The sequence below is a fragment of the Stenotrophomonas sp. 22DLJC03 genome (assembly GCF_056861405.1).
On sequence record NZ_JBSPUG010000001.1, the window covers coordinates 286,278 to 312,398 of the forward strand.

20 protein-coding genes and 1 riboswitch are annotated in these 26,121 nt (G+C 66.9%); of the genes, 14 read left to right on the forward strand and 6 right to left on the reverse strand.

Annotated features, from left to right (window positions below):
• Nucleotides 1-31: 31 nt before the first annotated feature.
• From AC13GA_RS01255 to AC13GA_RS01280, 6 genes are all read left to right on the forward strand, one after another.
• Nucleotides 32-2,596, forward strand: coding sequence for a fimbria/pilus outer membrane usher protein (locus AC13GA_RS01255; protein WP_308518049.1), 2,565 nt, complete (start codon nucleotides 32-34; stop codon nucleotides 2,594-2,596).
• On the forward strand, nucleotides 2,587-3,624 hold the full coding sequence (locus tag AC13GA_RS01260) for a fimbrial protein (protein WP_046982662.1): 1,038 nt from the start codon (nucleotides 2,587-2,589) through the stop codon (nucleotides 3,622-3,624). Before AC13GA_RS01255 ends, AC13GA_RS01260 begins: the two co-directional genes overlap by 10 nt.
• Nucleotides 3,625-3,891: 267 nt before the next feature.
• On the forward strand, nucleotides 3,892-5,076 hold the full coding sequence (gene wecB, locus AC13GA_RS01265; protein WP_046982663.1) for a non-hydrolyzing UDP-N-acetylglucosamine 2-epimerase: 1,185 nt from the start codon (nucleotides 3,892-3,894) through the stop codon (nucleotides 5,074-5,076).
• The gene (locus AC13GA_RS01270) at nucleotides 5,073-7,274 is read left to right on the forward strand and encodes a hypothetical protein (RefSeq protein WP_482997390.1); all 2,202 of its coding nucleotides are present in this window, start codon (nucleotides 5,073-5,075) and stop codon (nucleotides 7,272-7,274) included. Before wecB ends, AC13GA_RS01270 begins: the two co-directional genes overlap by 4 nt.
• 6 nt (nucleotides 7,275-7,280) lie before the next feature.
• Nucleotides 7,281-9,428 (forward strand): glycosyl transferase family protein, encoded by a 2,148-nt coding sequence (locus AC13GA_RS01275; RefSeq protein ID WP_482997391.1) that lies wholly within the window; start codon nucleotides 7,281-7,283, stop codon nucleotides 9,426-9,428.
• The gene (locus AC13GA_RS01280; protein WP_482997392.1) at nucleotides 9,425-12,262 is read left to right on the forward strand and encodes an NfrA family protein; all 2,838 of its coding nucleotides are present in this window, start codon (nucleotides 9,425-9,427) and stop codon (nucleotides 12,260-12,262) included. Before AC13GA_RS01275 ends, AC13GA_RS01280 begins: the two co-directional genes overlap by 4 nt.
• Here AC13GA_RS01280 and AC13GA_RS01285 read toward each other — a convergent pair.
• From AC13GA_RS01285 to ettA, 3 genes are all read right to left on the reverse strand, one after another.
• Entirely contained in the window at nucleotides 12,256-13,260 is a 1,005-nt protein-coding gene (locus AC13GA_RS01285; RefSeq protein WP_482997393.1) for a DUF4434 domain-containing protein, read from the reverse strand. The two genes, AC13GA_RS01280 and AC13GA_RS01285, sit on opposite strands and share 7 nt — an antisense overlap.
• A gap of 82 nt (nucleotides 13,261-13,342) precedes the next feature.
• The gene (locus tag AC13GA_RS01290) at nucleotides 13,343-14,659 is read right to left on the reverse strand and encodes an NCS2 family permease (protein WP_004143054.1); all 1,317 of its coding nucleotides are present in this window, start codon (nucleotides 14,657-14,659) and stop codon (nucleotides 13,343-13,345) included.
• Between the two features lie 160 nt (nucleotides 14,660-14,819).
• Nucleotides 14,820-16,484, reverse strand: coding sequence for an energy-dependent translational throttle protein EttA (gene ettA / locus AC13GA_RS01295; protein ID WP_046982668.1), 1,665 nt, complete (start codon nucleotides 16,482-16,484; stop codon nucleotides 14,820-14,822).
• 254 nt (nucleotides 16,485-16,738) lie between these two features.
• Here ettA and AC13GA_RS01300 point away from each other — a divergent pair, with 254 nt between their 5' ends.
• The 6 genes from AC13GA_RS01300 (at nucleotide 16,739) to ribD (ending at nucleotide 21,511) form a co-directional block, all read left to right on the forward strand.
• Nucleotides 16,739-17,212, forward strand: coding sequence for an RcnB family protein (locus tag AC13GA_RS01300; protein WP_136639790.1), 474 nt, complete (start codon nucleotides 16,739-16,741; stop codon nucleotides 17,210-17,212).
• A 180-nt stretch (nucleotides 17,213-17,392) separates the two neighbouring features.
• The gene (gene glyA, locus AC13GA_RS01305) at nucleotides 17,393-18,646 is read left to right on the forward strand and encodes a serine hydroxymethyltransferase (RefSeq protein WP_046982670.1); all 1,254 of its coding nucleotides are present in this window, start codon (nucleotides 17,393-17,395) and stop codon (nucleotides 18,644-18,646) included.
• A 124-nt stretch (nucleotides 18,647-18,770) separates the two neighbouring features.
• On the forward strand, nucleotides 18,771-19,190 hold the full coding sequence (locus AC13GA_RS01310; RefSeq protein ID WP_153856276.1) for a hypothetical protein: 420 nt from the start codon (nucleotides 18,771-18,773) through the stop codon (nucleotides 19,188-19,190).
• A gap of 27 nt (nucleotides 19,191-19,217) precedes the next feature.
• Nucleotides 19,218-19,667: a hypothetical protein gene (locus AC13GA_RS01315; RefSeq protein WP_482997394.1), complete on the forward strand. Its 450-nt coding sequence runs from the start codon at nucleotides 19,218-19,220 to the stop codon at nucleotides 19,665-19,667.
• Nucleotides 19,668-19,815: 148 nt separating this feature from the next.
• Nucleotides 19,816-20,337: a transcriptional regulator NrdR gene (nrdR, locus tag AC13GA_RS01320; RefSeq protein WP_004143350.1), complete on the forward strand. Its 522-nt coding sequence runs from the start codon at nucleotides 19,816-19,818 to the stop codon at nucleotides 20,335-20,337.
• Nucleotides 20,338-20,425: 88 nt separating this feature from the next.
• Nucleotides 20,426-21,511: a bifunctional diaminohydroxyphosphoribosylaminopyrimidine deaminase/5-amino-6-(5-phosphoribosylamino)uracil reductase RibD gene (ribD, locus tag AC13GA_RS01325; protein WP_253079749.1), complete on the forward strand. Its 1,086-nt coding sequence runs from the start codon at nucleotides 20,426-20,428 to the stop codon at nucleotides 21,509-21,511.
• 8 nt (nucleotides 21,512-21,519) lie between these two features.
• Here the strand turns inward: ribD and AC13GA_RS01330 are convergent, their stop codons facing one another.
• The 3 genes from AC13GA_RS01330 to AC13GA_RS01340 form a co-directional block, all read right to left on the reverse strand.
• Nucleotides 21,520-22,161 carry a hypothetical protein gene (locus AC13GA_RS01330; protein ID WP_482997395.1) on the reverse strand — a complete coding sequence of 214 codons (642 nt, stop codon included), beginning with the start codon at nucleotides 22,159-22,161 and terminating at the stop codon, nucleotides 21,520-21,522.
• Nucleotides 22,148-23,032 carry a hypothetical protein gene (locus tag AC13GA_RS01335; protein WP_337302540.1) on the reverse strand — a complete coding sequence of 295 codons (885 nt, stop codon included), beginning with the start codon at nucleotides 23,030-23,032 and terminating at the stop codon, nucleotides 22,148-22,150. Before AC13GA_RS01335 ends, AC13GA_RS01330 begins: the two co-directional genes overlap by 14 nt.
• A gap of 152 nt (nucleotides 23,033-23,184) precedes the next feature.
• Nucleotides 23,185-23,805, reverse strand: a complete 621-nt coding sequence (locus tag AC13GA_RS01340) for a hypothetical protein (protein ID WP_046982679.1) — start codon at nucleotides 23,803-23,805, stop codon at nucleotides 23,185-23,187.
• 305 nt (nucleotides 23,806-24,110) lie between these two features.
• Nucleotides 24,111-24,256: riboswitch (FMN riboswitch) on the forward strand.
• A 77-nt stretch (nucleotides 24,257-24,333) separates the two neighbouring features.
• Here AC13GA_RS01340 and AC13GA_RS01345 point away from each other — a divergent pair.
• Both AC13GA_RS01345 and ribB read left to right on the forward strand, forming a co-directional pair.
• Entirely contained in the window at nucleotides 24,334-24,936 is a 603-nt protein-coding gene (locus AC13GA_RS01345; protein ID WP_088480869.1) for a riboflavin synthase, read from the forward strand.
• The gene (gene ribB, locus AC13GA_RS01350) at nucleotides 24,933-26,033 is read left to right on the forward strand and encodes a 3,4-dihydroxy-2-butanone-4-phosphate synthase (protein WP_032978962.1); all 1,101 of its coding nucleotides are present in this window, start codon (nucleotides 24,933-24,935) and stop codon (nucleotides 26,031-26,033) included. Before AC13GA_RS01345 ends, ribB begins: the two co-directional genes overlap by 4 nt.
• The last annotated feature ends 88 nt before the right edge of the window (nucleotides 26,034-26,121 follow it).

A 26,121-nucleotide genomic window follows, 5' to 3' on the forward strand; every position in this document is an offset into this window, starting at 1 on the left:
GAATGTCAGTGTGATCGGAAACAGATTGACATTGTCGATCCATCAGGCGCTTTGCCTGTTGGTTGCTGGCGTGGCCTGCCCAGGATGGGCGCTGGCTGCCCCGGCCAATCTCGGCGAACAGGCGCTGATGGCGCAGAGTGGTGCGGCCAATGCGCGTGCACCGGAATCGGCCCAGTTCAACTCCAGCTTCCTGTCCGGCCAGGCCAAGCAGGTCGACCTGGCGGCCTTCAGCAACGGCAACCCGATGGTGGCCGGCACCTACCGCGTCGACGTCTACGTCAACGGTGCCTGGCAGGGCCGTCGCGACCTGCAGTTCAAGGCCGATGCGCAGGGTCGCGTCGACGCCTGCCTGCCGCTGCCGATGCTGGAAGAAATGGGCGTGGACAGCGAGGCCGTGCTGCTGCAGCAGGACCCGTCGGTGCCGGCCGACAAGACCAGCTGCGTGCCGGTGCAGCAGCGCATGAGCAACGCCTACGGCATCTATGACAGCGGCAACCTGCGCTACGACCTCAGCATTCCGCAGGTGTTCCTGCGCCGCGAGGCGCGCGGCTACGTCAACCCGGCGCTGTGGGACCGCGGCATCAATGCCGGCTTCGTCGGCTACAGCTTCAATGCGATCAACAGCGACAGCCGCGTCGAAGGTGGCCAGCGCAACCGCAGTGCCTACCTCGGCCTCAATGCCGGCCTGAACCTGGGCGGCTGGCAGTTCCGCCACGACTCGAACCTGACCTGGTCCGAGGGGGACGGCCGCCATTGGCAGAGCATCGCCACCTACGCACAGCGCGGCATCCCGCAGGTGCGCGGCATGCTCACCATCGGTGAGGCCTACACCACCGGTGAACTGTTCGATTCGATCGGGTACCGCGGTGCCAGCCTGGCCAGCGACGACCGCATGCTGCCCGACTCGCTGCGCGGCTACGCGCCGGTCGTGCGTGGTATTGCTGAAACCAACGCGCGCATCGAAGTGCGCCAGAATGAGCAGTTGATCTACTCCTCGACGGTGTCGCCGGGCAGCTTCGTCATCGACGATCTGTACCCGACCGGCTATGGCGGCGACCTGGACGTGAGCGTGATCGAGGCCGATGGCCGCCGCCGCGAATTCAAGGTGCCGTTCGGTTCGGTGCCGCAGATGCTGCGCGAAGGCGTGTCGCGTTACGCGCTGACCGCCGGCCAGGTGCGCAACAAGCTGCTGGCCGATGAGCCGTGGCTTGTGCAGGGCACCTATCAGCGCGGTATCGGCAACCAGCTGACCCTGTACGGCGGCACGGCGCTGAGCGATGGTTACCTGTCGCTGCTGTACGGCGTCGGCCTGTCCACGCCGGTCGGCGCGTTCGCCGCCGACGTCACCCATGCACGTACGACGTTCGACCACTACGGCAACCACACCGGTGCCAGCGTGCGCTTGAGCTACAGCAACATGATCGGCGAGACCGGGACCAACCTGACCCTGGCCGCCTACCGGTATTCGACTGAAGGCTTCTACAGCCTGCAGGACGCGCTGTATGGCCGTGATTCGGACAAGCGCGGCATCGACCCGACCACCCGCGGTCGTCAGCGCAGCCAGTTCCAGGTAACGCTGAACCAGCCGCTGGGCCGTCGCGGCGGTGCGCTGTACGTGACCGGTTCGGTGCGTGACTTCTACGATCGTCCGGGCACTTCCAAGCAGTACCAGGTGGGCTACAACAACGCCTGGCGCTCGGTGAACTACGGCTTCTCGGCACTGCGCACCGAAGAAGGCGTGCTCGGCCGTTCCGATACCCAGTACCTGCTGTCGATGAGCGTGCCGCTGGGCCGTGGCAGCCACCCGGTGTCGTTCAGCGCCGATGTCGGCGTGCGCGAGCGCGGTGGCTACGACAACAGCCGTGTCGGCATTACCGGTTCGACCGGCATCGACAACAACTTCAGCTACGGCGTGGCCCTTTCCGACTCCCGCGAAGGTGGTACCACCGCGGTCGGCAGCGCCGAATACCGCAGCCGCTACAGCGCGTTGAACGCCACCTACAGCCACTCGCGCGATTTCCGCCAGGCCTCGGTCGGCGCCAACGGCAGCGTGGTCGTGCATCCGGGCGGCTTCACCTTCACCCCGCAGCGTGGCGACACCATGGTGCTGGTCGAAGCACCGGGCGCGCGCGATGCGATCGTCAGCAATGCCCCGGGCCTGCGCGTCGATGGCCGCGGTTACGCTGTGGTCCCGTACGTGTCGCCGTACCGCCTCAACACCGTTACCCTCGATCCGCAGGGCATGGCCCACGACGTCGAGCTGGAAAGCACCAGCCAGTCGATCGCGCCGTTCGCCGGTGCCATCAGCTACCTGCGCTTCGATACCCGCAAGGGCAACGCGCTGCTGATCCAGGTGCGCAACACCGATGGCCGCACCATGCCGTTCGGTGCACAGGTCAAGGACGAGCAGGGCCAGCCAGTGGGCATGGTCAGCCAGGGTGGCCGCCTGTACGTGCGCAGCGAGAAGAACCAGGGCCAGTTGCAGGTCGAGTGGGGCGCAGGTGCCGACCAGCGCTGCACCATTGATTACCAGGTACCGGCGGGCGCCGATGCGTCCAAGACCGGCTTCATCCCGCTGGAGGCAGCATGCCGATGATTTCTTCCCGTGGCCGCAAGGCATTGGCCGCGTTGGCCCTGCTGGGGGGCGTGCTGCTGGCGCAGCAGGCCAGTGCGGCCTGCCGCATCCAGGTCAACGGTTTCGTTGCGCAGGACGTGCAGATGGACATGGGTCAGATCGTGATCCTGCCCAGTACACCGGTGGGTGGCGTGATCAAAGAGATCAGTGTGCCGATCAACCAGCAGAACAACGTTGCCCGCTGCGACTACTGGTATAGCGGCTACTCGACAGGCGAGTACGTCAACGCGCCGCAGAAGCGACCGGTGGCCGGCTTTGCCAACGTCTATGAGACCGGCGTGGCCGGCGTGGGCATCCGCCTGTTCCGCGACTCCGGCGCGATCCAGGCCTATTACCCACATACCATCAATTTCGCGGCCAACTCCACCATCTCGCTGATCGGCGGCCAGTTCCGCATCCAGCTGATCAAGACCGCCGCACAGACCGGTTCGGGCGTGATCGCACCGAACGGTCGCTTCACCACCTACTACTTCGATGGTGATGGCCCCAGCCGCCCGGTGCTGACCTCCACCTTCAGGGGCTCGGGCACCACCGTGGTCAGCCCGACCTGCGAAGTGCAGGCCGGCAGCCGCAACATCGCCGTTGATTTCGGCAGCGTGCCCAACACCACCTTCACCGGCGTTGGTTCGCGTGCGGTCGATCGTGATTTCGAGATCCGCCTGAACTGCCAGGGCAGCAATGTCGCTGCCTACCAGAGCAAGATCGGCATCCGCCTGGACGCCGACCAGGACAGCTCGAACATGCCCGGCGTGCTGAAGCTGAGCGCGGCCACCAACAGCGCCACCCGCATCGGCATCCAGATGGTCCAGCGCGATGGCAGCACAGAGCGCGAAGTGCGCTTCGGCCAGACCGTCAACGTCGGTACCACCACCACCGGTACCAGCACCATGACCTTGCCGCTGCGTGCCCGCTATGTGCAGACCCAGGCCGGTACCGTCGGTGCGGGTGTCGCAAACGGCCAGGCGACCTTCACCATCCAGTACGAGTAAGGCGCCCGCAGGCCGCCGCCACCGCTGCGTTCCACCGCAACGTCACCTGTTCCGCAGGTGGCGTTGACTGCGTCTTGATCTTCCAACGATGAAGATCGGTGCCACGACGCACGTACAACCACATGAATGTGATGTATGTCGCGAATTTGGAGTTTCCTCATGAGGTGACCGTCTCCTGCCCGCGGGTGTTGGACGGGAACGCCGAAAGGATCCAGACGTGGCTACAGCTGCCTGCATCCCCCCGCGCCAGCCTTCGGGAGCGCTGCGGTGAAGGTCCTGTCCGTGTTCGGCACACGGCCGGAAGCGATCAAGATGGGGCCGCTGGTGCGGGCCTTGGCAGAATCTGCCGATATCGAGTCGGTGGTCTGCATCACGGGCCAGCACCGGGCGATGCTCGACCAGGTGATGTCGTTGTTCGAGATCACCGCCGACCATGACCTCGATGTCATGGTGCCCAACCAGACCCTCAACGGACTGTGCGCCAGGCTGTTCGAGCGGCTTGACGCGCTCTACACCCAGGTTCGCCCGGACCGCGTGCTGGTGCATGGCGATACCACCACGGCGATGACCGCCGCGCTTGCCGCGTTCCATCACCGCATCCCGATCGGCCACGTCGAGGCCGGCTTGCGCACCGGTGACATCAACCGGCCATGGCCGGAGGAAATGAACCGGCGGGTGATCGACGTGGTCGGCCACCAGCTGTATGCGCCCACCGCCAGCTCGCGCGCCAACCTGGCCCGCGAGCATCTGGGCGGGCAGATCCTGGTCACCGGCAACACCGTCATCGATGCCCTGCAGCAGACCGTACAGCGGTTGGATGCCGACCCGGCCCTGCGCGCGCAGGCCGACGTGCCCTTCCACATGCTCGACCCGCGGCGGCGCCTGCTGCTGGTCACCGGCCACCGCCGCGAGAGCTTCGGCCAGGGCTTCGAGGATATCTGCCGCGCACTGGCCGAGCTGGCGCGGCGGCCGGACCTGCAGGTGCTGTACCCGGTGCACCTCAATCCGAACGTGCAGGGTCCGGTCAACGCCCACCTCGGCCATCTCGACAACGTGCACCTGGTGCCGCCGCAGGACTACCTGCGTTTCGTGCGCCTGATGCAGCGCGCCGACGTGATCCTCACCGATTCCGGTGGCGTGCAGGAAGAAGCGCCGGCGCTGGCCAAACCCGTTCTGGTGATGCGCGATGTCACCGAGCGTCCGGAGGCGGTCGAGGCGGGTGTGGTGACGCTGGTCGGCACCACCCCTTCGCGCATTGTCGAGGCGGTCAACGCAGCGTTGGCACAGCCACCGCAGCCGACCCACTTCGATCCCGATGCCAGTCCCTATGGCGATGGTCGCGCCAGCGCGCGCATCGTCGCCGCCCTGCGTGGCACGCCCCTTCCCGAATTCTCGCCCGGTCTCCGCAGCGGCGGGGCCATCCACCCTCATCCCCATGAAGTGATGCCATGACCCAGACCGGCCGCTCTCCTTTGTTTGCTTCCGCTGCCGCGTTCATCCTTTCGGGTGTGGTCGCCAGTGCCCATGCCGCAGACAGCGTTGCCGGCCAGTTCGCCGAATGGAGCGGCGACAGTACGGTGAACCGGCAGATGAGCCTGCGCGAACTCGGCTTCCGCCAGCCATTGGTGTTGAGCGGGCAGGAAAGCCAGCGCGAGATTTACCTGCCGGTGCCGGCCGGCGTCGCCACCCGTGATGCGCAGCTGCAGCTGGACGGGCGCTACGTGCGCGGGCATGCCGGGCGCACCTCGGGGTTGTGGTCGGTCGACGGAGACCCGATCGCCGCGCGTTCGATCACCGACGCGCAGGGCGACGCCAGCCAGCTGCTGGCCATCGATGGCGAACCCCGCCAGAACGGTTTCGTGCGGGTCGGCGTCGGCTGGTGGTCGATCGTGTCCGACTACCAGTGCGCCGATCAGAGCGCACCGGCCAACGTGCTGCGGCTGTCGCCGGATTCGCGTTTCAGCTATCGCTTCGACGGCCGCGCCGTGGACACCGTGGCCAAGGCCTGGGGCGCGCTGCCGCCACGGGTGCGCCTGCTGGTGGATGGCAAGGCTCTGCAGGCGCCTGTCTATGATGCCGCCTGGCGCATCGGTACCGCGTTGCAGGCCGGTGGCAAACAGGTGCAGGTGGTCGCACTGCCGAAGGTTGGTGACAGCGTCGACCTGACTGGCATCAGCATCCCGGCCAGCCTGCAGGGCGTGCCGGCCTATGCCGCGCTGGCGTCGGGCGAACGTGCGTATGTGCTGAAGGATCTGGCCGAAGTGGGGGCGCTGCTGTCGCTGCGTGACAGCGGGCCGTTGGCCGCCGATGTGATGATCGGCAGCAACGCGCTGCGGGCTGGAGTACGCGCGGCGCTGGACGCACTCGCTGCACAGGTCGGCGGCGCTGGCGCTGATGCCGGCACGGCGTTCGCCGCGTGGCGCCGTACCGGCATGGACGGCCTGGAAAAGCCCGCGGCCAACGCCTCGGTCAGCGTGGTCGCCATTGCCGGCCGTCCGACGCTGGTGGTCGACCCGGCGGCGGCGGGCAAGGTCGCCGGATTGTTTGCGGAACACTGGCGCAGCTATGCGCTGGGCCGCAGCCTGCAGGTCACCGCGGCCGGCACGCCGAAGCTCGATGGCGACCAGGTGCTGCTGAGCCGGCTCGGCAACATCGCCGGCACGATGGACGTGGTCACCCGCGCCGATCGCAGTGCCAGCTTCGACCTCGGCGCGCTGTCGGCCGATGGCCGTCTGCCCGAGGAAGTGGTGATCGATGTCTCGGCGGCGCCGAACGCAGCCGGACAGGGCGCGGTAGCCACGATCTACTTCAATGACTACCTGCTGGGCGGCAAGGTGCTGTCGGCCAATGGCCAGCCGCAGCGGCTGGTGGCCAAGGTGCCGGCCTATGCGCTGTCGGCGCGCAACGAGATCCGCGTCAGCTTCCTGCGCCAGCCGGCACGCCCCTATTGCCACGATCCGGCCACCGCTTATCCAGTCTCGATCCTGCCCAGCAGCCACCTGACCCTGGCCAAGCGTTCGCTCGGCAGTGATTTCGTCGGTGCCAGCAGCCAGCTGTCACGCGGCAACCAGGTGTTCGTGCCCGCCACGTGGCTGCAGGATGCACCGGCATCGCTGGCCAAGGTCATCGCTGTGGCCAGTGCAGTGGGTGCGTCGCCGGAGGCATCGGAACTGAAGGTGGTCGATGCCGGTGCGGCGGTCAGCCCGGGTGAGCCATGGCTGGCCTTCGGCGTGGCACCGGCCGGTGTCGATGTGGCCGGCCTGAAGGACGGGCGCCTGCTGATCGGCAGGAAGCCGCAGCCGCTGCTGGATGTCAGCGGCCTGGACCGCGCCGCGGTGGTGCAGGTCGGCACCTCCGGCGGCCAGCTCGGCGTGCTGTACAGCGACCTTGGCGCACAGGCACCGCCGTTCGGCGCACCGTTCCGGCTGCTGCGCGGTGATCTCGCCGTGCTCGACGGCAGTGATGCCGTGCGCGAATTCGACCGCCAGGATCCCTATGGCACGCGTGTCGCGCAGGACGGCAATCCGCAATCGAAGTGGGAACGGCACATGGTCTGGTTGCTGCTGCTGGTCGGCGTAATCGTGTTCGCGCTGCTGGCCGCCCGCGTCACCCAGGTGCGCCGCCGCAAGTCCGCCAACACAGGGCACTGATCCACCGTGGACGGTCTGTTCTGGAACATCCAGCTGGCAAACTACTACGCCGCCCTGGAAACCACGGCGGCGGCGGTGGCCGTGCTGATCCTGATCTCCAGCCTCGATGACCTGTTCATCGATGTCTGGTACTGGGTGCGCGAGAGCTGGCGCGCGCTCACCATCAAGCGTCGCGAAGCGTATAAACCGCTGACCCAGGAAGACCTGCTGCAGCGGCCGCAACAGCCGCTGGCGATCATGGTGCCGGCGTGGATGGAGTACGACGTCATCGCGCAGATGGTGGAGAACATGATCAACGTACTCGACTACCGCGAGTACGTGGTGTTCGTCGGCACCTATCCCAACGACCAGCAGACCATCGATGAAGTCGAGCGCATGCGCCGCCGCTACAAGCGCCTGCGCCGCGTGGAAGTGCCGCATGACGGGCCGACCAGCAAGGCCGACTGCCTGAACTGGCTGATCCTGGCCATCTTCGATTACGAGAAGCGCCACGACATCGAGTTCGCCGGCGTGATCCTGCACGACAGCGAAGACGTGCTGCACCCGATGGAACTACGCTTCTACAACTACCTGCTGCCGCGCAAGGACATGATCCAGCTGCCGGTGACCTCGCTGGATCGCGAATGGTATGAGCTGGTGGCGGGCGTCTACATGGACGAATTCGCCGAATGGCACGCCAAGGATCTGGTGGTGCGCGAGAGCGTGTCCGGCATGGTGCCCTCCGCGGGCGTCGGTACTTGCTTCTCGCGGCGCGCGCTGCTGGCATTGAGTGCGCAGACCGGCAACCAGCCCTTCAACACCGACAGCCTCACCGAGGACTACGACGTCGGTGCACGACTGGCGGCGATGGGCATGCAGTCGATCTTCGCGCGCTTCCCGGTGCAGTTCCGCGTTCGCCGTCCCTCGTGGTTCGGCTGGGGTCCGGTGCGCGAACGCACCCAGCAGATGGCCCTGTGCGTGCGCGAATACTTCCCCGACAACTTCCGCGCTTCCTACCGGCAGAAGGCACGCTGGGTGCTGGGCATCGGCCTGCAGAGCTGGGAGTCGCTGGGCTGGCGCGGCTCGCTGGCCACCAAGTACCTGCTGGCGCGCGACCGAAAGGGCATCATCACTTCGTTCGTCAGCATCATCGCCTACGTCATCTTCCTGCAGCTGCTGCTGTTCTGGCTGCTGAAGATGACCGGGGTATGGACGATGCAGTTTCCCAGTGTGTTCCAGGCCGGTACCTGGCAGATGAACGTGGCGCTGCTGACCACGGCTGCATTGGTGACCCGCGTCGTGCAGCGTTTCTACTTCGTCAACCGGCTGTATGGCTGGGAGCATGCGCTGATGTCGATCCCGCGCATGGTGGTCGGCAACATGATCAATTTCATGGCCACCGCCCGCGCCTGGAAGGTGTTCCTGGCCTACCTGCTGTTCGGCAAGCGCATGGTCTGGGACAAGACCATGCACGATTTCCCGGATGCGGCGCAGCTGGTGCAGACCCGCAAGCAGCTGGGTGAACTGCTGGGCACCTGGCAGGCCGTTGAACCCGAACGCCTGCAGCTGGCGCTGGACCAGCAGCATGCCGGTCGGCAGCAGCCGCTCGGCCGCATCCTGCTTACCCAGGGTTGGTTGGATGATGAGACGCTGGCCGAGGCGATCGCCTTCCAGGGTGACCTGCAGCGCGCGGTGATCGATGTGGACTACCTGCGGGCCTGTCAGTTCCCGGTCAGTGCCGATGCCTGCGTGCAGTGGCGCATGCTGCCGCTGCCTCCACGCCAGGAGCGAACCCTGCGGCTGGCAGTAGCCAGCCCATTACCCGAAGAAGCGTTGGCACTGCTGAAGCAGGAAACCCGCAGTGATCACGTCGAGCAGAGCATTGCCCGCGAAAGCGAAATCAACGCTGGCCTGCGCCTGATCGGCGGCGACCGGCAATGGCACCTGAACAACGTGCCGCTGCTGGGCGACCTGCTGGTGGAGATGCGCCTGATCGACCACGCGCGCTTTGAGATTGCACTGGACGCGTACAAGCCGCAGCGCGACGGCCGCATCGGCGACTACCTGGTGAAGCAGGGCATCACCAGCGAAGAGGCCGTGGCCCAGGCCATGCAGGAACAACGCCGGCGCGCGGCCACGCTGCAGTCGCCGCCTCCCGGAGCCTTGCCGGCATGAAGACCACGCTGCTCTCCACCGTCATTGCCGTGGCATTGGCCACGGCCACCACGCCGGTGCTGGCACAGGCCGATGCGCCGCTGCCATTGTCCGGTGCGGCCTACCGCATCGCCGAGCAGGCCTTTGCCGCCTATGAACGTGGCGATTACCCCACGGCCTACCGGCAGTCCAGTGAAGCGATCCGGCTGCGCCCGGACGTGGTGCGGCTGCGCCTGCTGCAGATCTATGCGCTGCAGAAGCTCGGTCGTGGCGCAGAAGCGCAGCAGCAAGCGCGCCGTGCGCTGGACGTGGGGTTGAAGGATCCTGCCTTGCCTGCGCTGGCGGCGGCTACCGCTGCACGTAGCGCGTCCACGGACGGCAAGGGCGTGCGCACCGCATCCCCATCGCGTCCAGTCGGCAGCGCCGCAGACCTCGCCAAGCAGCGGGCCTACTCGCTGGCCACCGAGGCCTACGCGGCCTATGACGCCAAGCAGATGGGCGTGGCGGCCAGCAAGGCCGAACAGGCGTTCCGCCAGCAGCCGGGGCAGGGGGCGTGGGCGCTGTTGTGGGTAGCCGCACTGGAGGCCCAGCAGCAACCCGAGCAGGCCGACGCCGCGATCAGCACCGCGCTGCGGCTGGGCGCGCCCAACATCGAGGAGCTGCGCGAAAGGCGTGCGGCGCTGGACCGCCAGCGCGCGCTGCTGCAGGCTCAGCAGGCCTACCGATCGCTGTCCGCACGTAACGATGCCGCCGCCATTGCACAGGCGCGCGCGGCAGTGGAACTGGCGCCGGATATGGCTTCCTACCGGCTGCTGTTGATCACCGCGCAGCTGCAGGGTGAGCAGCTGTCCGAGGCTGAACGTAGCGCGGACCTGGCACTGCAGACCGACGCCAAGGACCTCAATGCGCAGGTGATGCGGGGCTATCTGCGCCAGCGCCAGGGCAATTCGGTGCTCGCCAATGAGGACTTCGACACCGCACTCGCCATCCCCGGGCAATCAACCCAGCAGCAGCGCAACGTGCGCCTGCTGGCGGTGGATGCGGCGCTGGCTGCAGGCGATCGGGAGCGTGCGGCTGCACTGCTGGCACCGCTGCAGGCAGCAGGTCCCGCAGGTGAAGGCGATGCACGGACACAGCAGCTGCTGCAGCAGGGCATCGAGCAACGCGCCAAGGCGATCCGCACCAGCCGCGAGCCTCCCCGAATGAGTGCGCAGAGCTACCCGGCTCCGTTCCAGCACTGCCAGGTGAGTGACACCGGCAACGCGTGCGAGCTGATGCCGGCCGACCTGCAGGGTGATGGCGGTGCCGCGCAGCGTGCCTACGCGGCTTACGCACGCCGGGACTACGCTGACGCCATCGTTGAGGCGCGGCAGGCCGTGGAACTCGCGCCGGAGGACGGGAACCTGCAGGGCTTGCTGACCACTACCCTGGCAGCGGGCAACCGCGTCCAGCAGGTCGAAGCACGGCAGCGCCTGGATGCGGCGCTGGCACAGCATTCTGATGACGCGGGTTCGCTGATGCAGCGTGGCTATCTCAACCAGAAGGCGGGTGACCCGGCACAGGCGCTGGCAGACTTCCGCGCCGCAGAGGCCACCGGCAAGGCGCCAAAGACCGTGGTGCTCGACCAGGCCTACGCCAGTGCCGCCAACGGCGACCATCCACAGGCGGTGACGCTGCTGCGCAGTGCCATTGATCGCGCCGATGCCGGCGAGCTGCCGTTGGATGAGCTTCAGCGCTACAACGTGCGCAATGCCATCGCCAACTATTCGCGCGAGTGGGGCGTGATTGCCTCGGCCGGTTTCCGAGGCGCACGCCAAGCCGCAACCAATGTCGGCGGTGCGGCGATCAGCACACCGGGCGATTCGGTGTTCAGTACGCTGGAGGCGTTCTGGCGGCCCCCGGCCTTCAACGACCGGCACGGCACGCTGGAGCTCTACGCGCGGCTGCTCAACACGCTGTATGACGAAGGCGGCACCTACGAATCGATCCGCGCGGTGGATCCGTGTACCGGCGAATCAACGCCGGATGCACGCGCACGCGCCGAGCGCCTCAGTCATTCGCGTTCGACCACCGGCTGGCCGTCCACCATCGCGTCCTTCGGCATGCGCTATGCGTTCGGCCAGACTGGCCTGAGTGCCGGCATCGAGCGCCGCCAGTTCCTCGGCAGTGCCACCCGCCAGGGCGATGCCTATCCGCAATCGGCGGCCGTGCAATGCCGCCTGCAGCTGGCGCTGAACCCACCACTGGAAGCCAGCACGCTGGCGCGCTATCGGTTGGCCAGTGGTTCCGGTGGATGGATGTCTTACCTCACCTACGGCTACTACCACGGCACTGATCTGCGCACCGATGTGAACCAGTGGTGGATGGTCAGCGGCTACGCGCAGGGCGGCTATACCTGGGACGACAACGGTGCCACCTTCACCCTCGACGCGCTTGATGCCAACGGCTCGCCGGTGCGGCGCCTTGGCGAGGCCAATGGCCGCCTGCATCGCGAACAGTGGTTCGCTGCCGGTGAACTGCGCGCCGGGCGAAGCTTCCGCTTCGGTGCAGGGCAGACCCACTGGGTGGTCACGCCGTACGTGGTGGTGGGAGCGGACTGGCTGGATCAGCGCTCGCGTGTGCGCGACATCCGCTACTCGCCGTTCCCGGCGCAGTCGTTCGCGCTCAACGACACGCAGCGCAGTTGGTCACTTGGCGCGGGCCCGGGCGTGGGTGTGCGTTACTGGTTCCGCGAGGACCACTACAACGCTCCACGTTCCTACCTGGACCTGACCGTGCAGTACCGCATCGCCATCGGCGGTGGCGATACGCAACGCGCCAAGGGCCTGTTCGCCACCGCCATCCTCTACTACTGAGGCAGGCCCCAGCGTCGCCGCAACGCTGCGGCCTGCGGCGTATCCTGGGTCAGCCACGGCTCCAGCGCATAGACCAGCACGTGTTGCGCGCCGCCGTCGCGTGCCCACGCGAGCTGGCGCTGGATGCGCGCGGCGTCGGCGGTTTCGCCCTTGAACGCGCTGCCGTCGGCAGGGCCGCCGGGCAGTTCGCGGAACAACTCAACGATCGCATCGAAACCGATGCCGTGTGCATGGAAATGATCGAGCAGCGGTTGCAGCTGCTGCACGTTGCCGGCACCGGCCACCCCCACGCCGTCCTGCACCATGGGCCGCACCGCCGCTTGGGCCAGCACGGCCTGCCACAACGTGACCAGGTTGCCGTCGGTCTGCAGGCGGCTGAAGTAGCAGGACATCGCGCAGTCGCCGCCGCGTGCGCTGGCGGCCTGCACCAGCCCGTGCAGCCACTGCGCCAGCCATTGCTGGCGGGCCGGATCGGCCCAGTGGTACTGCTCCAGTTCGTAGGGCAGGTACCAGCCCCCGAAGGCCGGCTGCTGTGCCCAGGGCGCCTGTGCCAACCAGCTGCGTGCGTGCGCCAGGCTCTCGGCCAGGAAGGCCTGCAGCGTTGCGTCGTCTGCGCCGATGGCCTGCCACCAGCGTTGCTGGAAGGGCAGGCCGACGCGGATGCGGATGTCGTTCTCGCTGGCAGCGGTGAACAGCTGCTGCAGGCTGCCGTCGGGCAATGACCAGTCGCCGTCGCTGCCACCGACGATGCCGGTCCACTGCAGCACCAGCTGCCGGCAGCCCAGCGTACGTGCAAGCTTCAGGGAACGCTGCCAGTCGGCCAGGCCCCACTGCAGGTGGCTGCGCCAAGGCTGCAGGAAGGTGCCATCGATCTGCACCGGCAGCGAGCAGCCGGGCAGGGTGGTCAGCGCAGCGGCCAGCGGTGCCAGCACTGCCGTACGCAGCAGCCGGCGGCGCAACGGCGAGGACGGATCAGCAGGAAGGACGGGCGGCGGCATGCCCGCATCATCCCAAAGCACCGTGCGCGGCAGGTGAACCACCGTCCGGTAGTGCCGGCCGCTGGCCGGCATCGCCTACCGCTTATTCCAGCGCGTAGCGCAGGGTAAACAGCACCGCCACCAGCCACACCGCCGGATGCACTTCGCGCCAGCGCCCGGTACCGGCCTTCAGCGCGGCATAGGCGATGAAGCCGAACGCCAGGCCATTGGCGATCGAATAGGTGAACGGCATCGCCAGCGCACACAGCGCGGCCGGCACCGATTCGGTCAGGTCGCTCCAGTCCACTTCCACCAGCTCACGCAGCATCAGGCCAGCCACGAACAGTAGTGCTGGTGCGGTGGCATAGCTGGGCACCATCGCCGCAAGCGGCGAGAACAGCAGCGCAGCCAGGAACAGCGCCGACACCACCAGCGCGGTAAGGCCGGTGCGACCGCCCACCTGCACGCCCGAAGCGCTTTCGGCAAAGGCCGTGGTGCTGCTGGTGCCGAGCATCGAACCGGCCACGATTGCGGTGCTGTCGGCCAGCAGCGCACGCCCGAAACGCTTCTGCGCGCCCGGCAGCTTCAGCAGGCCGGCGCGACCGACCACGCCGTACAGCGTGCCGGTGGCATCGAACACTTCCACCAGCACGAACACCAGCACCACCTGCAGCAGCACAGCGATCGGTGCGCCGCCGTCATGGTGCAGCAGGCCCGGCAGGTCCAGCTGCAGGAAGGTGGGGGCCAGGCTCGGCGGCAGCGAGACCAGGCCCTGGTACTGCACATCGCCCAATGCCCAGCCAGCGCCGGTCACCGCCAGGATGCCGATCAGGATCGCACCGCGGATGCGGCGCGCTTCCAGCACCGCGATCAGCAGAAAGCCGGCCAGCGCCAGCAGCGGCGGTGCCGTGTTCAACGGGCCCAGTGCCACCAGCGTGTCTTCATTGCCGACGATCACGCCGGACTTCTGCAGCGCGATGATCGCCAGGAACAGGCCGATGCCGGCCACGATGGCTGAGCGCAGCGATGATGGAATGCCCGACACCAGCCACGCACGCACGCCGGTCAGTGACAGGACCAGGAACACCAGGCCGGAGATGAACACCGCACCCAGTGCCTGCTGCCAGGGCAGGCCGGCGGCACCGACCACGGTGAAGGCGAAGAACGCGTTCAGGCCCATGCCTGGTGCCATGCCTACCGGGAAATTGGCGGCCAGCGCCATCACCGCCGAACCCAGCGCGGCGGCCAGGCAGGTGGCGACGAACACCGCGCCGGCGTCCATGCCGGTGGTGCCGAGGATCTCGGGATTGACGAAGACGATGTAGGACATCGTCAGGAAGGTGGTGACACCGGCCAGCAGCTCGGTGCGCACGGTGGTGCCGTGTTGCTGCAGCTGGAACAGGCGTTCGAGCAGTGACATGGGGAATCTCGCGACAATAAGGTGTCACGACCAACGGTCGTGACCTACCCGAATGCAGAACGTGGGTACCGACCGTTGGTCGGTACGCCTCCAGTCACCATCAACGGTGGTGACCTACCGAAATGAGAAAGGCCGCGCGAGCGCGGCCTTTCCAGTTGCCTTACTTCAGCGCCTTGAAGCGCAGGCGCTTCGGCGCGGCGTCGTCGCCCATGCGGCGGCGCTTGTCTTCTTCGTACTCGCGGTAGTTGCCCTGGAAGAACTCCACGTGCGAGTCGCCTTCGAACGCCAGGATGTGGGTCGCGATGCGATCCAGGAACCAGCGGTCATGCGAAATGACGAAGGTGTTGCCCGGGAATTCCAGCAGCGCATCTTCCAGCGCACGCAGGGTTTCGATATCCAGGTCGTTGGACGGTTCGTCGAGCAGCAGCACGTTGCCACCCTGCAGCAGGGTCTTGGCCATGTGCAGGCGGCCACGCTCACCACCGGACAGCGAACCGACCATCTTCTGCTGGTCCTGGCCCTTGAAGTTGAAGCGGCCGATGTAGGCGCGCGACTGGATCTCGATGCCGTTGATGTTGAGGATGTCCAGGCCGCCAGCGATTTCCTGGAAGACGTTGTGGTTGCCTTCCAGCGCGTCGCGGCTCTGGTCCACGTAGGACAGCTTCACGGTCGGGCCGACCACGATCTCGCCGGTGTCCGGCTTTTCCTGGCCGGTGATCATCTTGAACAGGGTCGACTTACCGGCACCGTTGGGGCCGATGATGCCGACGATAGCGCCGGCCGGCACCAGGAAGCTCAGGTTGTCGAACAGCAGGCGGTCGCCGAACTTCTTCGAGACGTTCTTGAACTCCATCACCGCCTGGCCCAGGCGCTCGCCCGGCGGGATGAAGATTTCATTGGTCTCGTTGCGCTTTTGGTAATCGACCGACTGCAGCTCTTCCAGGCGGGCCAGACGGGCCTTGCCCTTGGTACGGCCGCCCTTGGCGTTCTGGCGCGACCACTCCAGCTCCTTCTGGATCGCCTTCTGGCGGGCCTTTTCCTGATTGTCTTCCTGCTTCAGGCGCTCATCCTTCTGGGTCAGCCAGTCGGTGTAGTTGCCCTTCCACGGAATGCCGCGGCCGCGGTCCAGTTCCAGGATCCACTCGGCGGCGTTGTCCAGGAAGTAGCGATCATGGGTAACGGCCACGACGGTGCCGGTGTAGCGCGCCAGGAACTGTTCCAGCCATTCCACCGACTCGGCGTCGAGGTGGTTGGTCGGTTCGTCCAGCAGCAGCATGTCCGGCTTCTGCAGCAGCAGGCGGCACAGCGCCACACGGCGCTTCTCACCACCGGACAGCTTGCCGACGATGGCATCCCACGGCGGCAGGCGCAGCGCATCGGCGGCCACGTCCAGCTGGTTTTCCAGGGTGTGCGCATCGCCCGCGGCGAGGATCGCCTCCAGGCGCTCCTGTTCCTTGGCCAGGGCGTCGAAGTCGGCGCCTTCTTCGGCATAGGCCGCGTACACCGCTTCCAGCGCAGCCTGCGCCTGCAGCACTTCGCCCACGCCTTCCTCGACCGCTTCACGCACGGTCTTGGTCGGGTCCAGCTCCGGTTCCTGCGCCAGGTAGCCGACCTTGATGCCAGCCTGCGGGCGGGCTTCGCCCTCGAAATCGGTGTCCACGCCGGCCATGATCTTCAGCACGGTGGACTTGCCGGCGCCGTTCAGGCCCAGCAGGCCGATCTTCGCGCCCGGGAAGAACGACAGCGAGATGTCCTTGATGATCTGCCGCTTGGGCGGGACCACCTTGGACACGCGGTTCATGGTGTAGATGTATTGCGAGGACATGAGGTCTCCGTAGGCGCGGCCCTGCGCCCGATCCGTCACGGGGAGCTTCCCGTTGCGGCAGCGGGCACAGACTGAAAAGGAATACCGCCAATTATAGCCGGAACCGGTTCCGCGCCGCGCCCGGGAAGGGCTGCCGGGCTGGCTGCGGCCTGAATACTCCGTCACAGTCCCGCGGCAGGAAGCGTTTCCAGCTGGAAACGGTTCAGATCGGGTGCGCAATATGGGCTCACCACCCAACCAAGCAGAGGTCTGACATGCGCATCAATCGAGTAATGGCCGGAGCCGTGGCCTCTGTGCTGGCGCTCGGCGCGGTGGCCCCGGCCTTCGCCGACAACGATCACCGCCGCGACCATGACCGCCGCGAGTGGCGCGAGGATCGCCGCGAATGGCGCCAGGATCGCCGTGAGTGGGAACGTGATCGCCGCGAGGCCCGGCGCGACTATCGCCAGGACCGCCGTGAATGGCACCGCGACCATGACCGTTACTACCGCCCAGCACCGCCGCGCGTGGTCTATCGCCCAGCCTATGGCCCGGGCTATGGCTGGAAGGTCGGCCACCGCTACCGCGACTATTACCGCGGCCCGATCTACGTGGTGAACGACTATCCGCGCTATCACCTGCGCCGCCCGCCGTACGGGCACCAATGGATCCGCGATGACCGCGGCAACATGTTGCTGGTGGCCATCGCAACCGGCGTGATCGCCCAGTACGTGCTCAGCAACCGCTGAAGATCGCGGCAGGGGTCGGATCCCTTTCCACCGGAAAGGCCTCTGACCCCACTGACGAAACCATACGGGGCCGGATTCCTTCGGGGATGCCGGCCCCGTCCTTTTCGGCCCCAGCAGGCCGGTGCGGGGCTACAATCAAGGGCTGAGTCGTACCCCTTTCCCTGCCTGCTGGAGTACCCGATGTTCCCGCGTGACGTCCGCATCGAATCCTACGATCCCGAACTGGCCAAGGCCATCGCCGCTGAGACCCAGCGCCAGGAAGACCACGTCGAGCTGATCGCCAGCGAGAACTACACCAGCCCGGCGGTGATGGAAGCCCAGGGCAGCCAGCTGACCAACAAGTACGCCGAAGGCTACCCGGGCAAGCGCTACTACGGTGGCTGCGAATACGTGGACATCGCCGAGCAGCTGGCGATCGACCGCCTCAAGCAGCTGTTCAATGCCGACTACGCCAACGTGCAGCCCCACAGTGGTTCGCAGGCCAACCAGGCCGTTTACTTCGCCCTGCTGCAGCCGGGTGACACCATTCTTGGCATGAGCCTGGCCCACGGCGGCCACCTCACCCACGGTGCCAAGGTGAACGCCTCGGGCAAGCTGTTCAACGCCGTGCAGTACGGCGTGAACGACCAGGGCCTGATCGATTACGACGAAGTCGAGCGCCTGGCCCTGGAGCACAAGCCGAAGATGGTCGTGGCCGGCTTCTCGGCCTACTCGCAGGTGATCGACTGGGCGCGCTTCCGTGCCATCGCCGACAAGGTCGGTGCCTACCTGTTCGTCGACATGGCCCACGTTGCAGGCCTGGTCGCCGCAGGCGTCTACCCGAGCCCGCTGGAACACGCCCATGTGGTCACCTCGACCACCCACAAGACCCTGCGCGGCCCGCGCGGCGGCATCATCGTCGCCAAGGGCGCCGACGAAGACCTGGTCAAGAAGCTGCAGTCGATCGTGTTCCCGGGCATCCAGGGCGGTCCGCTGATGCACGTCATCGCCGGCAAGGCCGTGGCCTTCAAGGAAGCGCTGGAGCCGGGCTTCAAGGCCTACCAGCAGCAGGTAGTGAAGAACGCGCAGGCGATGGCCAACACGCTCATCGCACGCGGCTACAAGATCGTCTCCGGTGGCACCCAGAACCACCTGATGCTGGTCGACATGATCGGCAAGGACGTGTCCGGCAAGGATGCGGAAGCTGCGCTGGGCAAGGCCCATATCACCGTCAACAAGAACTCGGTGCCGAACGACCCGCGTTCGCCGTTCGTCACTTCGGGTCTGCGCCTGGGCACCCCGGCGGTGACCACCCGTGGTTACGTCGAACAGGACTGCGTGGACCTGGCCAACTGGATCGCCGACGTGCTCGACGCGCCGAGTGATGACGCCGTCATCGCCCGCGTGCGCGACGCCGTCAGCGCGCAGTGCCGCAAGTACCCGGTCTACGGCTGATCGAAGCAGGGGTTAGAGCCCTTTCCTGACGGAAAGGGATCCGACCCCGAAACCCGGATCGAAGCAGGGGTCGGATCCCTTCCCGCAGGGAAGGGCTCTGACCCCAGCACTGGAGTAACCGCGCATGGATGAGCGCCACCTCAAGTACCTCTACACCGCGCTGGCGGTGCTGTTTGGCCTGCCCAGCCTGGCGATGGGCGGCGCGGCGGCGACGATGCTGCTGCTGATGGGGCTGGGCCAGTTCGGCCATGGCACGCTGGCCTCGGTGACGGTGATGCCGCTGTGGGGCCTGGCCGGCATTGCCGGCTGCCTGGCCTGGTTGTGGCTCAGCGCGGGTTTTCTGCTGCAGGGGCGTGCCGGGCTGCACGTGCACCGCCTCTGGTGGTGGATGCTGCTGGCGGGCGGTCTCGCCGCCTTGCCTCCGCTGGGGCTGGCGCTGTGGTGGGGCATCGCCGTGCACGGCGAAGGCATCGGCTTGTTGCTGTTGGGCCCGTCGATGCTGGTGCCGGCTGCGATGCTGGTGTGGATCAAACGCCGCGCATGACGCGGCCCAGGGAAGGAAATCGAACGCATGGATGAGCGTCTGCACAAACGCTGGATGGCGATCGCCGGCCTGCTGGTAGGCCTGCCCACCGTGGCGGCAGGCGGCACAGGTGCCGTGCTGGGGTTGATGGTCGTATGGGACGGCAAGTACCTGACGGGCGACGAGCACAGGCTGTTGCTGCTGTGGTCATTGGCCGGAATCCTGGGCGTGTTGTCCTGGTTGTGGCTGAGCGGTCTCTTCCTGTGGCGCGGGGTTACCGGCCTGCGTCACTCCCCGGTTGTCGCCTGGGTAGGGCTGGCGCTGGGGGCTCTGGCTGCATTGGGCGTGGTTGCCGCCACGCTGTACTTCACCTTCAAGCACGGGGAGATCTCGACCCTGGCCTTCCTTGGCTTTGGCCCACCGCTGCTGGTGATGGCGGGGCACCTGGTGTGGTTGCGCTGGGCTCGCGCCGCCTCGGTGCAGCCCGCACCCGGTTGAGTGGGTAGTCCAGACCTCGCTGGACGATTGGATTGGCTGAAATGCAGGTGCTTCCGCGCAGCCAGCATTTGCTGCTGCGGCCCTTCTCAGGTACCTTTGCGACGCTGCCATGACCGTGGCAATAGGTACTCCCTGAGCCAGGCGTTCAATGCACTGCCCCTTCTGCCAACATGCCGATACCCGGGTCATCGACTCGCGCGTCTCCGAAGACGGCGCGACGATCCGTCGTCGGCGTGAATGCGAAGCTTGCGGCGAGCGCTTCAGCACCATGGAAACGGTCGAACTGAAGCTGCCCGCCATCGTCAAGAGCGATGGCACCCGCGAGGCGTTCGACCAGCGCAAGGTGCGTGCAGGCTTCGACCGCGCGCTGCAGAAGCGTGCCGTGGCCGAAGACAAGATCGAAGCGGCGGTACGCGCCGTGGTCCATCAGCTGCGCATCAGCGGTGAGCGCGAAGTGCCCTCGATCAAGGTCGGCGAGTTCGTGATGAACGAACTGCGCAAGCTCGACCATGTCGGCTATGTGCGCTTCGCTTCGGTCTATCGCAGCTTCGAGGACGTGGCCGATTTCCGCGAGGAGATCGAGAAGCTTGAACGCGACCTGCCTTCCAGTACCGAACAGCTGCAGCTGCTGGGCGATGTGATTGCCCTGACCAAGAAGAAGAAGGGCTGACCGCCCCGGTAGATGCCAACCTTGGTTGGCGCCGTACGCTTCATCCACGCATGGCGTGGATCAACACCGGCGGCGTTACCATGGCCGCATGACCACCCTGTTCTCCGTCCTCGACCACCTGCACATGGCCAACGCACTGCGTCTGGCCGAGCGTGCCGCCTACACCACCCGCCCCAACCCGATGGTGGGCTGCGTCATTGCCCACGGCGAACGTGTGGTCGGGCAGGGCTGGCACCAGCGTGCTGGCGGCCCGCATGCCGAAGTGTTCGCATTGCGCGAAGCCGGCAGCGAAGCACGTGGAGCTACTGCCTACGTCACCCTGGAACCGTGCGCGCATTACGGCCGCACGCCGCCGTGCGCGTTGGCGCTGATCGAAGCTGGTGTGTCGCGCGTGGTCGCGGCGATGCGCGATCCATTCCCGAAGGTCGATGGCGGGGGCTTTGACCTGCTGCGCAACGCCGGCATCGACGTTGCCGAGGGCTTGATGGCGGCGCAGGCGCGCGAACTCAACAAGGGCTTCCTGTCCCGCGTGGAGCGCGGCCGTCCGTGGCTGCGGGTGAAACTGGCCGCCAGCCTCGATGGCCGTACCGCGATGGCCGACGGCAGCTCGAAGTGGATCACCGGCCCCGCCGCTCGCGAGGACGTGCAACACTGGCGCGCGCGCGCGGGCGCGATCCTGACCGGTGCCGACACCGTGATCGCCGACGACCCGATGCTGACCGTTCGCCTGGCCGACACCGAAGTGTTGCCGCCACTGCGCGTGGTCCTCGATTCACGCCTGCGCTCGCTGGAATGCAGCCGTGTGCGCGAAGGTGGAGGTCCGACGCTGTACCTGCACGATGCGATGGTCAGCCCGCCTGACGCAGCCGACGCGGCCTTCGCCAGCGTAGCCATGCGCCACGGCCGACTTGATCTGGGTGCGGTGCTGGCTCTGCTGGCCGAACGCGGTATCAACGAGGTGCATACCGAAGCCGGTGCAACCCTGGCCGGCGCGCTGGTGCGTGGTGGCTGGGTGGACGAACTGCTGCTTTACCAAGCGCCCACACTGCTGGGCGACAGCGGCCGCCCGCTGCTGGCTGACCTCGGCATCGGCGCGATGGACCAGCAGCGCCGACTGCGCGTGATCGACCAGCGCCAGGTGGGCGACGACCTGCGCCTGCTGCTGCGGGCATGAAAAGGGGCTCAACGATCCTCGCCGGGCGGGTGCTCGTTCCACTCGAAGAAGGGCAGGAACGCATCAGCCAGCTCGCCCATCAGCGGGGCCGGGTTCTGTACGCGCCAAGCACCGCTGCCATGATCGCGCTCGAATGACACGGTGATGATCCTTTCGCGGTCTGGTGCCGATGCGATCATCTGCGTATACACCGTCGCCAGTTCGCTCGCCATCTGTGGGGGATGTGGTCCGTTGAATGGCACCGGGTGCTGCCGATAGACGGGCAGCAGGCCCGTCAGGTCCGGCAGGTGGCAACGGTAGTCAACATCGGCGACGTCTGCCTGCGGATGATGCACGCTGCCGACACTGCAACGCACCGATGTCTGGCGCCTGCGCAGGGCCGCGGCGGCCTGCGGCCAATCGGCCATTTCAGGCGCTTGCTCGAGATGGCTTACGCTCGCCAGCGCCGCCGCGATCGCCGGGCCCTTGGCTGTACCCAGATAGCGGCCCAGCTCGGCCTGGGCCGCGGTATCGCCGTGCACGATCACCTGTGCGTACAGCTCGAACACGTGTCCGGACGTCGGCACAGGCGGCGCCGCCTGTGCCGCAACCGGGGCCAGCAATGCAGCCAGCCCCAGTCGCTTCAGCGCAGCGAACTCACGCGCACGCATCGGTCCACATCATCTCGGCCATCGGACGCAGCGCCTTGCACTCCTGCGTCATCTCATCGGCCGACTTCACCTGCGCCTTGGCCTTCAGTTCCTCGGCCATCGCATCCACGCCGCTGATCTGGTCCGGCGCGATCTTCGCCACGCAGGCGCGGTGCTGCTGCAGCAACAGGTCGCAGCCAGGTACGCCGGTTACCTTCGGCGCGTTGGCCGCCTGCGCGTCCTGCATCCAGTCCTCGAACGGGGCCAGCGCACCGGCGACGGTGCCCACCAGGTCATCGAAGTTGCCGCTGTACCAGTAGCCGTTGTCCTTGGCCGGGTACAGGGTGAAGGTGCCGCTGACCGGCACGCGCGCGCCACTCTGCAGTGCCTGTGTGTAGGCGTCGGTGAACTGCTTGCGCGAGGCCGGGGTGGCATCGGCGGCCAGGCTGGCGGCGAACAGCGGGCGGACCTTGCCCAGGTCGGGCACCTGGCAGCTGAAGGTGATCCGCGCCAGCTTCTGGTCGTCCACGTATTCGTTGTCTTCGATCACACTCTTGGTCGCGCGGCACTTCGAATCGCGCAGGGCCTTGGCATACAGCGCTTCGGTGGCGGCGGCGTCGGCCTTGGCGCCGGCGCTTGCGAGCACCGTCTGCCAGGGTTCGGCCAACGCCTTGGCCAGCGCACCCGGGGACGGTGTCACTGCGTCCTGGCCCTCGAACGCCGGCTTCAGTGCGTCGTTGAGCGCACGCGTGGCGGCAGCGTCGTCCTCCAGCAGGGTGCGTGCATACAGGTCGAACGCCTGTTCGGGCGACAGCGTGGCCGGGGCGGCCGTGGCGACCAGCGGGGCGCACAGCAGCACGCTGGCCAGAAGGGTACGGGTGGGGGTCTTCATGACGGTGTTTTCCTGTTCCAGAGGCGCGCAAGACTAGCGCATCTGCCCACGCTTTCGATGGCGAGAAGCAGCCAGGTGACGGTGCGCAGCGGACAAAAAAACGGGCCCCTTGCGGGGCCCGTTCGATCGCACGACGAGGAGCGATCGTTGGATCAGAAGCTGGCGCGGACGCCGGCGGAGTACTGGGTAACGTCGCGGTAGCCGGAGATCTCACCCACCAGACCCCAGGTCTTGGTGAAGTTGATCTGGCCACCGAGCGTGCCGACCCAGGTGCCCTTGTAGTTGTTGCCGCCGTCCATGTAGCCGGCCTTGGCCCAGGCTTCGGTCATGCGCGACGGCTTGCCGCGGATGCCCATGGTGGCGCGGGCCAGGTTGGTGTGGTCCTTGTAGCGGTCGCTGTAGCCGTCGTAACGATCGGTCAGTTCAGCGTTCTGACGCACCCAGGCGATGTCGGCGGTGAAGTCGACGCGGTCGGTCCACGGCATGTGGTAGCCGATGCCCAGCTCCGGCTGATTCAGTTCAACCTTCAGCGAGCCATCGCTGTAGTGGTAGGTCTTGCTGGTGCGCGACCAGCCACCGAACACGTAGACCTGCTCGGCCACGGCGACCGAGCCACGCAGGTAGCCACCGTCGACCTTCGGGTCGTCCAGTGCGTTGTCGTCAACCTTGACCTGCGTCCAGCCGCCTTCGACGTAGGTGTAGCTCAGGGCGTCGGCGGAGGCCGAGAACGGAGCGGCGGCCAGCAGAGCGGCCACGATCAGGATCTTGCGCATGGGAATTCCTGTGAATTTCAGTCCATTGGCGGGTCTGCCCAGCGGGCGGCCCGTGGCGACCTCATGTCGTCCGGTGCGCATGTTAATGAAATTTTTACAGATTGCGAGCGACGGCCGTCACAGGCTGGGGCGGGCCGGGGTTGGGGGTCGGATCTGTTTCCCATCGGGAAACGGCTCTGACCCCAGTCCTGCTGCGCCACCGGTCCCTGGGCTCAGAGCCCTTTCCTGCGGAAAGGGATCCGACCCCGTCATCCACCCCGTTCAGCAGGGGCTGGTACACTACGCCGGCCGGTTCGCCGGTACACAAACGTCTTCAGGGCGGGGTGCAATTCCCCACCGGCGGTAGGTGCGCAAGCACGAGCCCGCGAGCGCCCCGGCCTTACCGTCGGGGGTCAGCAGATCCGGTCCAATGCCGGAGCCGACGGTATAGTCCGGATGAAAGAAGACGGTGCCACAGGGCCTTTGCGGCCCTGCGCCCGCCTGTTTGCCTTGCGGCGTTTTTCGCTCACTTTTCGCGGAGAACGTTACTTGTTTACTGGAATCATCGAAGGCGTCGGCCGTCTGGCCGCACGCGAATCCATCGGCGGCGATGTCCGCTTTACTTTCAATGTCGGGAATCTGCCGTTCGACAACGTGCAGATGGGCGAGAGCATCGCCATCAACGGCGTCTGCCTCACCGTCATCGCATTCGACGCCGGCAGCTTCCAGGCCGATGCGTCCACCGAGACCCTGGGCCTGACCACGCTGGGTCAACTGGCCGAAGGTGCGGTCATCAACCTCGAACGTGCCATGCGCCCGACCGACCGCCTCGGCGGCCATCTGGTCAGCGGCCACGTCGACGGCCTCGGCCAGGTCCTGTCCATCCATGAAGATGCGCGTGCCCAGCGCTGGCGTTTCGCCGCGCCGGCCGCCCTGCGCCGCTACATCGCCAAGAAGGGCTCGATCTGCGTGGACGGCGTCAGCCTCACCGTCAACGAAGTGGACGACGAGGGATTTGAAGTGGCGCTGATCCCGCACACCGTGGCCAATACTGCGTTCTCCGCCACCGGCGTGGGCAGCGCGATCAACCTGGAAATCGATCTGGTCGCTCGTTATGTCGAGCGGTTGTTGGGTGAAGGAGCCCGCGCATGAACTTCGCCCCTATTCCCGACATCCTGGAAGACATCCGCCTCGGCCGCATGGTCGTCATCGTCGATGACGAAGACCGTGAGAACGAAGGCGACCTCATCATGGCCGCCGAGCTGGTCAAGGCCAGCGACATCAACTTCATGGTCACCCATGGCCGCGGCCTGGTGTGCCTGCCGCTCACCCGCACCCGCGCCGCCGACCTCGGCCTGGCGCCGATGGTGCAGGCCAATACCGCGCAGTTCCAGACCAACTTCACCGTCAGCATCGAAGCGGCCGAGGGCGTGACCACCGGTATCTCGGCACACGACCGCGCGCACACCATCCGCACTGCGGTGAAGCCCAATGCCAAGCCGTCGGACCTGCACCAGCCGGGCCACATCTTCCCGCTGATCGCCCAGCCCGGTGGCGTGCTGACCCGCGCCGGCCACACCGAAGCCGGCGTCGACCTGGCCATGCTGGCCGGGCTGGAACCGGCCGGCGTGCTGGTGGAGATCCTCAACCCGGACGGCAGCATGGCGCGCCGCCCGGAGCTGGAAGTGTTCGCCCGCGAGCACGGCCTGAAGATGGGCTCCATCGCCGACCTGATCGCCTACCGCTTGGCCACCGAAAAAACCGTCGAGCGCGTGGACGAGCGCGACATCGACACCGAGTTCGGCCCGTTCAAGCTGGTCACCTACCGCGACCGCATCGCCCACGACCTGCATTTCGCCCTGGTCCGCGGCACCCCGGATGCGGACACGCCCACCCTGGTGCGCGTGCAGGTGGAAAACCCGCTGGCCGACCTGCTGCACTGGCGCCGTGATGACTTCGGCGTGGCTGCCACCGATGCCCTGCGCGCGATCGCCGCGGAAGGCAGCGGCGTGATGGTGGTGCTGTCGGCCCCGCGCGACGGCGAAGCGCTATTGGCTCGCCTGCGCCAGCAGCCGGCGCCGGTGGTGCCGGGCAAGGACAAGGATGTGGGCCAGTGGCGCCGCAATGGTGCCGGTGCGCAGATCCTGTCCGACCTGGGCCTGGGCAAGCTGCGCGTGCTGGGCACGCCGCGCCGCCAGATCGGCCTGGCCGGGTACGGCCTGGAAGTGGTGGAGACGGTCACCCCTTGACCGCTTCGTCGGCCGCCCCATGACCGGTAGTGCCGATACCGTGCCACCGGTGGGTGCCGACCGTTGGTCGGCACGCGCCCGGGCCCCC

Coding starts and splice junctions, on each gene's coding strand:
- AC13GA_RS01290 (WP_004143054.1), bottom strand. CDS start 14,659: ATGTCACTGCTCGAACGCCTGTTCCAGCTGCAGCAACACGGCACCACC.
- AC13GA_RS01260 (WP_046982662.1), top strand. CDS start 2,587: ATGCCGATGATTTCTTCCCGTGGCCGCAAGGCATTGGCCGCGTTGGCC.
- AC13GA_RS01280 (WP_482997392.1), top strand. CDS start 9,425: ATGAAGACCACGCTGCTCTCCACCGTCATTGCCGTGGCATTGGCCACG.
- AC13GA_RS01335 (WP_337302540.1), bottom strand. CDS start 23,032: ATGAAGACCCCCACCCGTACCCTTCTGGCCAGCGTGCTGCTGTGCGCC.
- ribB (WP_032978962.1), top strand. CDS start 24,933: ATGAACTTCGCCCCTATTCCCGACATCCTGGAAGACATCCGCCTCGGC.
- AC13GA_RS01310 (WP_153856276.1), top strand. CDS start 18,771: ATGGATGAGCGCCACCTCAAGTACCTCTACACCGCGCTGGCGGTGCTG.
- AC13GA_RS01270 (WP_482997390.1), top strand. CDS start 5,073: ATGACCCAGACCGGCCGCTCTCCTTTGTTTGCTTCCGCTGCCGCGTTC.
- AC13GA_RS01315 (WP_482997394.1), top strand. CDS start 19,218: ATGGATGAGCGTCTGCACAAACGCTGGATGGCGATCGCCGGCCTGCTG.
- AC13GA_RS01330 (WP_482997395.1), bottom strand. CDS start 22,161: ATGCGTGCGCGTGAGTTCGCTGCGCTGAAGCGACTGGGGCTGGCTGCA.
- AC13GA_RS01340 (WP_046982679.1), bottom strand. CDS start 23,805: ATGCGCAAGATCCTGATCGTGGCCGCTCTGCTGGCCGCCGCTCCGTTC.
- ribD (WP_253079749.1), top strand. CDS start 20,426: ATGACCACCCTGTTCTCCGTCCTCGACCACCTGCACATGGCCAACGCA.
- AC13GA_RS01285 (WP_482997393.1), bottom strand. CDS start 13,260: ATGCCGCCGCCCGTCCTTCCTGCTGATCCGTCCTCGCCGTTGCGCCGC.
- nrdR (WP_004143350.1), top strand. CDS start 19,816: ATGCACTGCCCCTTCTGCCAACATGCCGATACCCGGGTCATCGACTCG.
- glyA (WP_046982670.1), top strand. CDS start 17,393: ATGTTCCCGCGTGACGTCCGCATCGAATCCTACGATCCCGAACTGGCC.
- AC13GA_RS01300 (WP_136639790.1), top strand. CDS start 16,739: ATGCGCATCAATCGAGTAATGGCCGGAGCCGTGGCCTCTGTGCTGGCG.
- ettA (WP_046982668.1), bottom strand. CDS start 16,484: ATGTCCTCGCAATACATCTACACCATGAACCGCGTGTCCAAGGTGGTC.